The 12473-nt window shown below is 63.1% G+C and carries 8 protein-coding genes; 6 read left to right on the forward strand and 2 right to left on the reverse strand.

Annotated features, from left to right (window positions below; translation table 11 throughout):
• Positions 1–2 precede the first annotated feature (2 nt).
• A complete protein-coding gene (locus tag KVQ74_RS08350) occupies positions 3–1397 on the forward strand; it encodes an efflux transporter outer membrane subunit (protein WP_217830604.1) in 1395 nt (464 codons plus the stop codon).
• A 122-nt stretch (positions 1398–1519) separates the two neighbouring features.
• Here KVQ74_RS08350 and pvdP read toward each other — a convergent pair whose 3' ends face one another.
• Positions 1520–3139 carry a pyoverdine maturation tyrosinase PvdP gene (gene pvdP / locus KVQ74_RS08355; RefSeq protein WP_217830605.1) on the reverse strand — a complete coding sequence of 540 codons (1620 nt, stop codon included), beginning with the start codon at positions 3137–3139 and terminating at the stop codon, positions 1520–1522.
• A 184-nt stretch (positions 3140–3323) separates the two neighbouring features.
• Between pvdP and pvdM the strand changes: the two genes are divergently transcribed.
• The 5 genes from pvdM (at position 3324) to KVQ74_RS08380 (ending at position 11293) form a co-directional block, all read left to right on the forward strand.
• Entirely contained in the window at positions 3324–4694 is a 1371-nt protein-coding gene (pvdM, locus tag KVQ74_RS08360; protein WP_217830606.1) for a pyoverdine-tailoring dipeptidase-like protein PvdM, read from the forward strand.
• Positions 4691–5971 carry a pyoverdine-tailoring periplasmic protein PvdN gene (gene pvdN / locus KVQ74_RS08365; protein ID WP_217830607.1) on the forward strand — a complete coding sequence of 427 codons (1281 nt, stop codon included), beginning with the start codon at positions 4691–4693 and terminating at the stop codon, positions 5969–5971. Before pvdM ends, pvdN begins: the two co-directional genes overlap by 4 nt.
• Positions 5972–6010: 39 nt before the next feature.
• A complete protein-coding gene (gene pvdO, locus KVQ74_RS08370) occupies positions 6011–6919 on the forward strand; it encodes a dihydropyoverdine dehydrogenase (protein ID WP_217830608.1) in 909 nt (302 codons plus the stop codon).
• Positions 6920–7064: 145 nt separating this feature from the next.
• Positions 7065–8714: a cyclic peptide export ABC transporter gene (locus tag KVQ74_RS08375; RefSeq protein WP_217830609.1), complete on the forward strand. Its 1650-nt coding sequence runs from the start codon at positions 7065–7067 to the stop codon at positions 8712–8714.
• Positions 8715–8830: 116 nt separating this feature from the next.
• Entirely contained in the window at positions 8831–11293 is a 2463-nt protein-coding gene (locus tag KVQ74_RS08380; RefSeq protein ID WP_217830610.1) for a TonB-dependent siderophore receptor, read from the forward strand.
• Positions 11294–11447: 154 nt separating this feature from the next.
• On the opposite strand, the gene KVQ74_RS08385 is transcribed toward KVQ74_RS08380, so the two are convergent.
• A complete protein-coding gene (locus KVQ74_RS08385) occupies positions 11448–12407 on the reverse strand; it encodes an alpha/beta hydrolase (protein WP_217830611.1) in 960 nt (319 codons plus the stop codon).
• Positions 12408–12473 lie beyond the last annotated feature (66 nt).

The following is a 12473-nucleotide window of genomic DNA, read 5'->3' on the forward strand; positions in this document are numbered from 1 at the left end:
CTATGAAACCGCGCCTCAGTTTGTTGACCGTGTGCCTGTTGCTCAGCGCCTGCGGCAGTCCCGTTCAGCGTCCCGACAGCGGCCTGCAACCGCCCGCCACCTGGCAATCGCCCCACGGCGCCAGCGTGGCCCGCATCGACCCGCAATGGTGGAAACAGTTCGGCAGCCCTGAGCTTGATCGCCTGATCGAACAGGCCAGGGTCGGCAGTTTCGACCTCGCCGCGGCCATGGCCCGAGTGCGTCAGGCCCAGGCCGGCACGGTGATTGCCGGCGGTTCGCAACTGCCGGAGGTCAAGGGCGGGGCCAATGCCAATCGGCAGAAACTGTTGCGCGGCAACGGCTATAGCCAACTCGACGCCGACAGCAGCAACAAGGCTGTGGATTATTTCGACGCCAACCTGAGCGCCAGCTACGAAATCGATTTCTGGGGCGGCAAACGCGCTTCCCGCGACAGCGCTCAGTTCGCCCTGCAAGCCAGCGAATTCGACCGCGCGACCGTGGAGCTGACCCTGCTCAGCAGCGTCGCCAATACCTATGCGCAAGCCCTGTCGCTGCGCGAGCAGAGCCGCATCGCCGAACTGAACCTGGCCAACGCGCAAAACGTGCTGACATTGGTGCAGACCCGTTTCGACTCAGGCTCGGCCACCGCGCTGGAACTGGCCCAGCAAAAAAGCCTGGTGGCCGCGCAGCAACGGCAGTTGCCGCTGGTGCAACAACAGGCGCAGGACGCCTTGATCAGCCTCGCCGCCCTGCTCGGCCGCCCGGTGCAGGAACTGGCGGCCAGCGCCGAACCGTTCGATCGCCTGCAGTGGCCGACCATCGCCGCCGGCGTCCCCAGCGACCTGCTCAACCACCGCCCGGACATCGCCCGCGCCGAAGCCCAACTGGCGGCGGCCGAGGCTGACGTCAAAGTCGCCCGCGCCGCGATGCTGCCCAGCGTGACCCTGACCGCTCAGCTCGGCTCTGGCGCCAATCAGTTCGACGACATGCTGCGCAGCCCGTTCTACAACCTCACCGCCGGGCTGGTCGCGCCGATCTTCAACAACGGGCGCCTGGGTGCCGAGCGCGACAAGGCCACGGCCCGTCAGGAAGAACTGCTGGAAACCTATCGCGGCGCGATCATCAACGGTTTCGCCGACGTCGAAAAAGCCCTCAATGGCATTCGCGGACTCGACGCGCAACGGCAGTGGCAGAGCGAAGAATTGCGTCAGGCGCAGACCGCTTTCGACATCGCCCAAAGCCGTTATCAGGCCGGCGCGGCGGACTTGCTGACGGTGCTGGAAACCCAGCGCACGCTGTACTCAGCGCAGGATCTCAACGTGCAATTGCGCTTGTCGCGGTTGCAGGCGAGCGTGGCCCTGTACAAGGCGCTTGGCGGTGGGTGGCAGGCGCTGTAATCGCCGCGACCCGCTGTCCGCATTCGCGAGCAAGCCCGCTCCCACAATAGACCGCGTCCCTCCATGTGGAATGCAATCTTTTGTGGGAGCGGGCTTGCTCGCGAATCAACGATAACCCGGTATCAGGCCGGGCTCTGTTTGGCCTTCAGATTGCGCGCATACCAGGGCCGCTGTGGCACCCGGCGGAACAGCGCTGCGAGCTTTTTCTCGTCCTCGCCGAAGGTGATGCGCAGCGCCAGTTTCATGGTTTCCGGGTCCATCTCCACTGACTTGCCGATCTGCAATCCCGGCGTGGTGCTGCAGCCATGAGTGGTCGGCCCCAGCCACGGATCCGCCACCTCGACCCAACGCCCCGGCGCAAACCACTTTACGCCGTTGACCTCAAGGCGCGTGACCTGGCCCGGATGGAAACGCTCGTGGGCGCGGAACCAGTCTTCCACGCGATCGTCGATCCAGCCGTGGAAATGCCAGAACACCGGGTTCACATGAGAAGAGAATGGGTCGCCGAGGAAGTCGTTTTCCGGTGCGAACCAGCGCGCGGCGAAGTCGTCCAGGTCACGGGCCAGCGGCACCGGTTGGCCGTTGGACGGATCGCGCGGCACTGAGGCCCAGCGCATGTGCAGCCAGTCGTGCAGACCCAGCTCCACTTCCGAGCCGAACTGGCCCAGGGTCAGCTTCGACAGATACTGCGGATCGCGATACTGCGATTCCCAGACTTCGAAGTTGCTCTGATAGGTTTCGGCGGTCTTGATGTCGCTGACCCACTGGGTGTATTCGTCATCGCCCTCGGCCAGCCAGGTCGGCGGCAGCGACGTACCGTCGTGGTTGTCGAAGTAACGGGCGAACCCCGCGCGGTCGCGCACCAGTTCCGGTTGCGGCAACGGGAAGAATTCCCAGGACGGCAGATCCTGCATCGAGCGCGCCGTGCCGAGCATGTGCCGGTGCATGAAAAAGAAGTCGATGCCCGAACCGTTGCGATCCTTGCGCGCACCCCGGGCGTCACGTTCCTGATCGCGCGGGCCGGGCTGCCAGCCGAGGCCGCGCAAGGCGTTGCGCTTGTCTTCGGACAAGGTGTGCCATTTGTCCCGGGTCGCATGCCAGACCTGGTGAAACAGGCGATGCTCAGGCGAAACCAGCCACGCCAGCAACATCGAGTTCAGCGGGGTACGCTGGCGCGCTTCCGGGAACAGGCATTTGACCGCGATGAAACGGTGATCCTGCGCCGGCAACGCCAGCGAGCGATCCAGACGCTGCACGGTGCCGCTGAGCGTACCGCTGCCGGCGTTGCCGAAATCGGCCCAGACCTCATCGAGGATCATGTTCAGTTCATAGTCGACGCTGCCGCCGGCACCGAGCAGCCGCCAACTGAGCTTCGAAGCCTCGGCCCCGGCCAGATCGCCGAGAATTCGGTAACGAGGTGTTTCGTCAGAGCGCAAACGCTCCGGCGTGTCGAGAAAGCCGCACACGCCCCGGCCTTTCTGGCCGATGTCGATGAACACTTCCAGCCCCTGGGCCGGCAGCCCGTCGAGGCCGGCGTCGCGGCCCACGAAGCGAATCTTCCAGACGCCACGCAACGCGTTCGCCAGGTGCTGCCCGGCCACGTCGGCGACGTCGAACGACGCCTCACCGGGGGTGATCGTCGGGTCGGGCTTCGTCCATTCGCGATGCCCGAAATACGCTGCAGGTACGGCAGCGCCGGTCAGCGCCAGGCCTGCCATGAACCATCGTCGAGAAATCCTCATTGCCCTACCTGTGTCAGCCCTGGAGCAGGCTTTATCCAAGCTAGAACGTTTGTTGCCGGGGCAAATTTAGCGATTTTCCGTGGCAATCGGGCGCGGCCTAAATTTCCTCGCCAATCACTCGTTCTTCCCAGATAGCAAAGGCCTCTGCGCCTGCACCTCGACGGCGAACCTGACTGAGATGGCAATGACAAAACCACGTTCGAAAAAGGCTCTTTTCATCGGCCTGCCACTGGCCCTGGCGATCAGCGCCGGTGTCGGTTTCGCAGTCTGGGATATCTGGTTCAAGGACAATCCCGGCTACCCGCTCAAAGTCATGCAACAGGCCGAAGAGCTGCACGAACACATGCTGTCGTTCGACAGCCACATCACCATCACCCAGAACTTCGGCACCACCGGCAACGAGATCGACAAGGACGGCAGCGACCAGTTCGACCTGGTCAAGGCCAATCGCGGACGGCTGTCGGGCGCGGCGCTGACGATCTTCGGCTGGCCGGAAATCTGGAACGGCGCCAACGCCCCGCACAAGCCCACCGCCGGTTTCGTCGACGAGGCACGCAACCAGCAGGAAGTCCGCTACAAGATCATCTCCGGCATGGTTCGCGACTTCCCCAATCAGGTCGGCATCGCCTACACCGCCAACGATTTCCGCCGCCTGCACGGTGAAGGCAAGTTCGCGATTTTCATCAGCATGCTCAACGCCTACCCGCTGGGTCATGACCTGAACCAACTGGACCTGTGGACCGCTCGCGGCATGCGCATGTTCGGCTTCAGCTACATCGGCAACAACGACTGGGCCGACTCGTCACGTCCGCTGCCGTTCTTCAATGATTCGCCGGACGCCCTCGACGGCCTCTCGGACATCGGCAAGCAAGCGGTCAAGCGCCTGAACGATCTGGGCGTAATCATCGATGTGTCGCAGATGTCGACCAAGGCCCTCGAGCAGGTCGCGCAACTGAGCCGCACGCCGCTGGTGGCCTCGCACTCGGCGCCACGGGCCATGGTCGATATCCCGCGCAACCTTTCCGACAAGGAAATGCAGCTGATCAAGAACAGCGGCGGCGTGGTGCAGATCGTCGGCTTCTCGCAATACCTGCGGCCGCTGACCCAAGGCACCCAGGACAAGCTCAACGAACTGCGCAAACGCTACGACCTGCCGCCACTGCCGAACCTCGCCGTGGCGTTGATGCCGGGCGACCCGATCATCTCCGCCTGGTCGGAGCAGAAGTTCGGCGAATACGCCGGCCAGCTCTACGCGATCCTCGAAGAGGAACCGAAGGCCAGCCTCAAGGACCTGGGCGACGCCATCGATTACACGGTGCGCAAGATCGGTATCGACCATGTCGGCATCAGCTCGGACTTCAACGAGGGCGGCGGCGTCAAAGGCTGGGAGAACGTCGGCGAGATCCGTAACGTCACCGCCGAACTGCTGTCGCGCGGCTACTCCGAAGCAGACATCGCCAAGCTCTGGGGCGGCAACTTCCTGCGGGTCTGGGATCAGGTGGAAAAATCCGCGAAACCGGCGCTGGCCTCTAACCGGGATACCGCCAAGCCATGAGCAACCGTCGCGACTTTCTGAAACAGGCGGGGATCCTCGCCGCTGCATTGCCGCTGGGCGCCAGCCTGCCGAACGTCGCCAGCGCTGCATCCGCCGCGCCGTTGCCGCGTAACAAGTGGGCGCAATTGCAGCAGCTGTTCGATCAGGATCCGGCCTACCTGCATTTCTCCAACTTCCTGGTCACCACCCACCCCAAACCGGTGCGCGAGGCGATTGCGATGCACCGCGCGGCCCTCGACAAGAACCCCGGGCTGGCGATGGATTGGGACCTGGGCGTCACTGAAAAACGCGAAGAAGAGGTGCGCGTCTGGGCCGGCAAATACGTGCAGGCCGACGCCCGGCAGATCGCCCTGACCGGCAGCACCACCGAAGGTCTGGCGATGATCTACGGCGGCGTCCAGGTGCGCGCCGATCAGGAAATCCTCACCACCGAACACGAGCATTACGCGACCCACACCATCCTCGAACTGCGCACCCAGCGCGATGGCACCCAGGTGCGCAAGATCCGTCTGTTCAACGACCCGCAAAAAATCAGCAAGGATGAACTGCTGGCCAACATCGACCGCAGCATTCGCCCGCAAACCCGGGTGCTGGGCATGTGCTGGGTGCATTCGGGCAGCGGCGTGAAGCTGCCTCTGGCCGACATCGGCGCCATCGTCGACAAGCACAACCGTGGCCGCAGCGAGGCTGACCGGATCATTTATGTGGTGGACGGTGTACACGGTTTCGGCGTCGAGGACGTGAGCTTTCCGGCGATGAACTGCGACTTCTTCATCGCCGGCACCCACAAATGGCTGTTCGGCCCGCGCGGCACCGGGATCGTGGTCAGCCGCACACCCGAGCTGAAATACGTCACGCCGATCATCCCGACCTTCTCCGAGGCCGAGCATTTCTCGACCACCATGACCCCCGGCGGTTATCACGCCTTCGAGCACCGCTGGGCGCTGACCGAAGCCTTCAAGTTGCACCTGCAACTGGGCAAGGCCGACGTACAGGCGCGGATTCACGAGCTCAACAGCTACCTGAAAAAACACCTGCAACAACGTCCACAGATCGAAATGGTCACGCCACTGAGCCCGGAGTTTTCCGCCGGTTTCACCTTCTTCCGGGTCAAGGGCAAGGACAGCGACAAAGTTGCCGCGCACCTGATGGCCAACAAGGTGGTGGCCGATGCGGTACACCGCGACGTCGGCCCCGTAATCCGCACCGCGCCGGGACTGCTCAACGATGAAGCGCAGATCGACCGCTTGCTGGCGGTGCTCGATCAGGCGCTGTGAGCCCCGGCGATTGCCTTTTTCCTTTTAACGAGACTCGAAATGAACAGTGAATTGCCTCGTTTTGCCTTGAAAACCCTACCGGCACTGATGCTCGCCGCCCTCGCCGCCAGCCTGCTGCCGAGCGCCGCACAAGCGGCCACCCCGCCAGCACCGGGCAAGGTGTTCAAGGACTGCAAGGACTGCCCGGAAATGGTCGTGCTGCCCACCGGCACCTTCACCATGGGTACTCCGGAAGACGAAGTCGGCCGCGAGCCGGACGAAGGCCCGATGCATCCGGTGACCTTCGCCAAACCGCTGGCGATCAGCCGCTTCCAGGTGCTCAAGGGTGAGTGGTTCGCCTACCTCAAGGACACCGGCTACCAGATGCCCGACGGCGATGACCGTCCGGGCCGCGCATGCAAGGCCGGAATTCCGGACTACGCCGGCAGCGACCCGCGCAAGCAGTACACCGACCGGCATCCGGCGGTGTGCATGGACTTCGCCGAAGCCAACGCCTACGTGGCGTGGCTGTCGAAAAAAACCGGCAAGCCATATCGCCTGGTGAGTGAATCCCTGCGCGAGTACGCAGCCCGTGGCGGCACCACCGGACCGTTCCCTTTCCCGTTCGACGAGGGCAAGGAATACAGCATCGCCAAGCACGCCAACACTTACGGCGCCGCCGACGGCTACAACTTCACCGCACCGGCGGGCAGCTTCCCGCCCAACGCCTTTGGTGTGTACGACATGCACGGCAACATCTATGAATGGACGGCCGACTGCTACAACGAAAACTACGAAGGCGCCCCCAGCGACGGCAGTGCGTGGCTGACCGGCAAGTGCGAATTCAAGCGCATTCGCGGCAACGACTGGGGGGAAGCGCCGGTGTTCTCGCGCTCCGGCAACCGCAATGCGCTGGTGCCCGGCGATCGCGGTGACTGGATCGGCTTCCGGGTTGCCCGCGATCTGTAAGCCCCGCGCGCGGTTAAATTAACCACCCCGCCAGTCGTTTTACAGAGGGCGCGATCCGTTGCGACGCGCCACCGCCCTCTACGTCACCCAGGCGAAGCCCGCGACCGATGCCGGGCTTCACCGCTCTTTCAAGCAGGGAACCTCCATGAGCAAACCAACACGCGGGGTGATCAATGAATTGTTCGCCCTGCTCAAACCTTTTCGGCTGATCGTCTCCGGTTCGATCCTGCTCGGCATGGTCGGCGGTCTGAGCGTCACGGCGTTGCTGGCGACGATCAACAACGCGCTGCACGCCGAAGGCGACCTGACCAGCACCGTGGTCGCCGCGTTCGCCGGCCTGTGCCTGCTGGCCCTCGCCAGTTCGATCTTCTCCGACATCGGCACCAACTACGTCGGCCAGCACATCATCGCCAAGCTGCGCAAAGAGCTGGGCGAGAAAGTCCTGTCGGCGCCCATCGAACAGATCGAACGCTATCGCAGTCATCGGCTGATCCCGGTGCTGACCCATGACGTCGACACCATCAGTGACTTTGCTTTCGCCTTTGCGCCACTGGCCATCTCCATGACAGTGACCCTTGGCTGCATGGGCTATCTGGCGGTGCTGTCGTGGCCGATGTTCCTGATGATGGCGGTGGCGATTCTGATCGGCACGGTCATTCAGTACATCGCCCGAGGGCGCGGCATGCAGGGTTTTCTCAAAGCGCGTGACTACGAGGATGAACTGCAAAAGCACTACAACGCCGTTGCCGAAGGCGCCAAGGAACTGCGCATCCACCGCCCGCGCCGGCATCGGATGTTTGCGTCTGGCATCGAAGGCACCGCCGACAGAATCTGTGAGACTCAGGTGCGCTCGGTGAACATCTTCGTCGTCGCCAAAACCCTTGGCTCGATGCTGTTTTTCGTGGTGATCGGCCTGGCCCTGGGCTTGCAATCGTTATGGCCGAGCGCCGACAAAACCGTGATGAGCGGTTTCGTGCTGGTGCTGCTGTACATGAAGGGCCCGCTGGAACACATCATCGGTACGCTGCCAATCGTCAGCCGCGCGCAAATCGCCTTCCGCCGCATCGCCGACCTTTCCGAGCAATTTTCCTCGCCCGAGCCGCACCTGCTGCTCAACGATCAAGGCAACCGGAAAACCCCGGTACAGAGCCTGGAACTGTCCAACGTTTCCTACAGCTTCCCGACCGTCGAAGGCGCCGTGCCGTTTCGCCTGGGGCCGGTGAACCTGAAGATCGAACAGGGCGACATCATCTTCATCGTCGGCGAAAACGGCTGCGGCAAGACCACCCTGATCAAACTGCTGCTGGGCCTGTACGCGCCGCAACAGGGTGAAATCCGCCTCAACGAGCAACTGGTCGACGCCGCCAACCGCGATGACTATCGCCAGTTGTTCACCACGATCTTCGCCGACTATTACCTGTTCGACGACGTGGTACAGGGCGACACGCACATCCCCGATGATGCCAACAAATACCTGGAGCGACTGGAAATCGCGCACAAGGTCAGCGTGCGCGACGGCACGTTCACCACCACCGATCTGTCCACCGGCCAGCGCAAGCGTCTGGCGTTGATCAATGCATGGCTGGAAGAGCGTCCGGTGCTGGTGTTCGACGAATGGGCAGCGGACCAGGACCCGACGTTCCGGCGGATCTTCTACACCGAGCTGCTGCCGGACCTGAAGCGTCTGGGCAAAACCATCATCGTCATTTCCCACGACGATCGTTACTTCGATGTTGCCGACCAACTGGTGCGCATGAACGCCGGCAAAGTGGTCACCGAGCTGCAACCCGCCTGATTGTGAAAAATTCGTAAAAAAGTGCGTTGAGTCTTTCCGGTTTTCGGAAGGCTCAACGTCTTACTTACAGTTAATAGAAATAGTTCTCAGTCAACACTTTGAAGAGTAGAAGAACAATGCCCGCACCGCACGGACTCCACCCGCTCGCCAAGGCTCTGCTGATCCGCCGTTCCCTTCGCACCACCCTTCCCGCTCTTTGCGCCATGGCCCTCACCCTGCCGATGATCGGTCAGGCGCAGGCGGCGGCCGTGGCGATCAATATTCCTGCCCAGTCGCTGGGGAGCGCCTTGCAGGAATTCGGCCGCCAGACCAACCTGCAAGTGCTGTACAGCACCGATGACGTCAGCGGTCTGCGCAGCAGCGCCGTCAGTGGCAACCTGGAACCGACTGCCGCCATCGCGCAGTTGCTGCAAGGCACCGACATCGCCTACAGCGTCCAGGGCAACAACGTCACCCTGCGTTCGCGCTCCGCCAGCGGCGCCGCGCTCGACCTGGCGCCGACCAATATTTCGGCGACCCAGGAATCGGCATGGGGTCCGGTTGACGGGATCGTCGCCAAGCGCAGTGCCACCGGTTCGAAAACCGACACCGCGCTGAAGGAAATCCCGCAGACCATCAACGTCGTCACTCAAGACGAAATCAAGATGCGCGGTTCGCAATCGGTCACCGAAGCCCTGCGCTACACCGCCGGCATGACCGGCGGCGGCTTCTCCGACCGGGTGAAGATCTTCGACGAACCCACCTCGCGCGGCTTCTCGCCGACCCCGCTGTACCTCGACGGCCTGCACCTGCCTTACGGCGGCGGCAGCACCGGCGGTTCGCTGCAGATCGACCCGTACAGCCTGGAGCGCATCGAAGTGCTCAAAGGCCCGGCGTCGGTGCTGTACGGCCAGAACCAGCCTGGCGGTATCGTCAACATGGTCGGCAAGCGTCCGACCGCCACGCCACTGCACGAAGTCATCATCGGCGGCGGCAGCTATGACCGCAAATACGGCGCCTTCGACCTCGGCGGCCCGCTCGACGACCAAGGCGAGTTTCTCTATCGCCTGACCGGTGTGGTCAGCGACAGCAACTCGCAGATCGACTACGCCGACCAGAACCGCATGATGCTCGCACCCAGCCTGACCTGGCTGCCGAACGACCGCACCAGCATCACCGTCTACGGCCAGTACCAGAAAGACCGCGACACCCCGGAAGCCCAGGGTCTGCCGGCTGACGGCACGGTTCACCGCAGCGCTTCCGGCCGCATCAGCCGCAGCCTGTTCATAGGCGAGCCGGGCGTGAACAAGTACGACCGCGAACAGTTCGTGGTCGGCTACGAGATCGCCCACGAACTCAACGACGTCTGGACCCTCAAGCAGAACGCGCGCTACGCCGACGTCAACGACCGTTACGTCGCGCCGCTGCACGGCTACTCGTTCGAGCCGAACCCGAACACCGGCATCGACGACGGCAGCTACCAGACCCGCTTCGGTGTGGACTGGGCGCAGCACAACTCGGTCTACGGCATCGATAACATTGCCCAGGCCAAGTTCAAGACCGGCGAGCTGGACCACACCCTGCTGCTGGGCGTGGACTACTACCACTTCAACTCCAAGTTCCTCGGCCGCTATGACCGCACCGGTCCGGCCATCGACCTGTACAACCCGGTGTATGGCAGCGAATTCAACTTCCGCCAGCCTTACAAGTGGGATAACACGGTCAAGCAGACCGGCCTGTACACCCAGGACCAGATGCGCTGGGACCAGTGGTTCCTGACCCTGGGCGGTCGTTATGACTTCGCCGAGACCATCAACAAGGAACCTCTGGGCGGCAACCACTCGAGCATCAAGGACGAGAAGTTCACCGGCCGCGCGGGCTTCGGCTACGAGTTCGAAAACGGCATGACGCCGTACGTGAGCTACGCCGAATCGTTCCTGCCGCAGACCGGCGCCGACACCAACGGCCGTCCGTTCGAGCCGACCGAGGGCAAGCAGTACGAAGTCGGTATCAAGTACGAGCCGAAATCCATCGACGGCTTCATCCAGCTGTCGGCGTATCAGATCGACCAGAGCAACATGCTCACCAACGACCTTACCAACCCGGGTTTCAGCAACCAGAGCGGTTCGGTGCGTTCGCGCGGCGTGGAGCTGGAAGGCAAGGTCAACGTCACCCAGAACCTGCGTGTGCTGGCGGCGGTGTCGCGTAACCAGATCAAATGGCGCAGCGTCAACGACGGTCGCGAGGGTCGCACCCTGGCCATGAGCCCGCCGCTGACCGCTTCGGCGTGGATCAACTACGACTTCGACATCTCCACCTCGCTGGCCGGTCTGGGCATGGGCCTGGGCGCACGCTACGTGCGCAGCAGCTACGGCTCGGACTACGAGGAAGATTCGTTCCAGATCCCGTCCTACACCGTGTATGACGCCATGGTCTCCTACGACCTGGAGAAATCGCCGCTGCACGTCAAAGGCGTGAAAGTGAAGATGAACCTGGAAAACCTCACCGACGAGAAATACGTCGCCAGCTGCAACAGCACCCTGGACTGCTACTACGGCGAAGGCCGGACCATGACCGCCGACGTGACCTACAACTGGTAACACGCTCAGCGTCAGACAAAACGCCGGCTTCTGCCGGCGTTTTGCTTTTTCCGCGATGGCGGGTGGTGCCTGATCCGACACCACGGCACTCAACACCCGCGCCCAATAAAAAAGGCCGCGATCAGCGGCCTCTCCCGTTCCCTCGACAACCCCGTCACCCCGCCGCAAACACCTCCACCAATCGCTCGGCAATGTGCTGCTGCGCTTCTTCGGCTTCATCGACGATCGCGCCCATGCGCATGAAGTCGTGAGTCATGCCTTCATAGACGTTCAGCTCCACCGCCACCCCCGCTGCCTGCAAATGCCGGGCATACGCCACGCCCTCGTCGTGCAGCGGGTCGCACTCGGCCAGCACCAGCAGCACCGGCGCCACATCGGCCGAAACCTCGGCCAGCAACGGCGAGAAGCGCGGATCGAGACGATCGCCCGCCTCGCGCTGGTAGTGGTTGTAGAACCAGTTCAGCGATTCTTTCTCCAGCAGATACCCCTCGGCAAAACGCTCGATCGACGGCGTGCTGCGGCTGGCATCGGTGACCGGATAAATCAGCACCTGCAAGCGCGGCCGCACTGGCGCATTCACCAGTTGCGCGGCCAGCACCGTTGCCAGGCTGCCGCCGACGCTGTCACCGGCAATCGCCAGGCGTGCGGCGTCGATACCCAGATCCGCCGCGCTGGCGACCAGCCAGTCCCAGGCGTCCTGTGCGTCGTCCGCCGCCGTCGGGAAACGGAACTCCGGCGCCAGGCGATACGCCACCGACAGCACCACGCAGTCGGCCATCGAGGCCAGGGCACGACATAACGAGTCGTGGGAATCGAGGCTGCCGACCACGTAGCCGCCGCCATGGAAATACACCAACGCCGGACGCCCGGCGCCGGCCTGCAAAGCGTGATTGCTATAAATCCGCGCGTTGAGCAACGAGCCGTCGCGCACCGGCAGTTGCAACTCTTCGACCACCTCCAGCTCTTCACCACCGGCGTCCATCAGCAGCGACGACTGATCGAACTGCTCCCGCGCCTGTTCCGGGCTCAGCTCATGCATGCCCACGCGTTTACCGCTGGCCCGGCCGTTGCCGACCAGTTGCAGAAATGCGGCGATATCAGGATTCAACGACATTCAATTTCTCCAAACCATTCGGGCGCCTCAGGCGCCCGAATGGTGTTTCTGGTTACAGAACAGGTT

Source organism: Pseudomonas botevensis (genome assembly GCF_019145475.1).
Lineage (GTDB): Bacteria > Pseudomonadota > Gammaproteobacteria > Pseudomonadales > Pseudomonadaceae > Aquipseudomonas > Aquipseudomonas botevensis.

Coding starts and splice junctions, on each gene's coding strand:
- KVQ74_RS08350 (WP_217830604.1), top strand. CDS start 3: ATGAAACCGCGCCTCAGTTTGTTGACCGTGTGCCTGTTGCTCAGCGCC.
- pvdP (WP_217830605.1), bottom strand. CDS start 3,139: ATGAGGATTTCTCGACGATGGTTCATGGCAGGCCTGGCGCTGACCGGC.
- pvdM (WP_217830606.1), top strand. CDS start 3,324: ATGACAAAACCACGTTCGAAAAAGGCTCTTTTCATCGGCCTGCCACTG.
- pvdN (WP_217830607.1), top strand. CDS start 4,691: ATGAGCAACCGTCGCGACTTTCTGAAACAGGCGGGGATCCTCGCCGCT.
- pvdO (WP_217830608.1), top strand. CDS start 6,011: ATGAACAGTGAATTGCCTCGTTTTGCCTTGAAAACCCTACCGGCACTG.
- KVQ74_RS08375 (WP_217830609.1), top strand. CDS start 7,065: ATGAGCAAACCAACACGCGGGGTGATCAATGAATTGTTCGCCCTGCTC.
- KVQ74_RS08380 (WP_217830610.1), top strand. CDS start 8,831: ATGCCCGCACCGCACGGACTCCACCCGCTCGCCAAGGCTCTGCTGATC.
- KVQ74_RS08385 (WP_217830611.1), bottom strand. CDS start 12,407: ATGTCGTTGAATCCTGATATCGCCGCATTTCTGCAACTGGTCGGCAAC.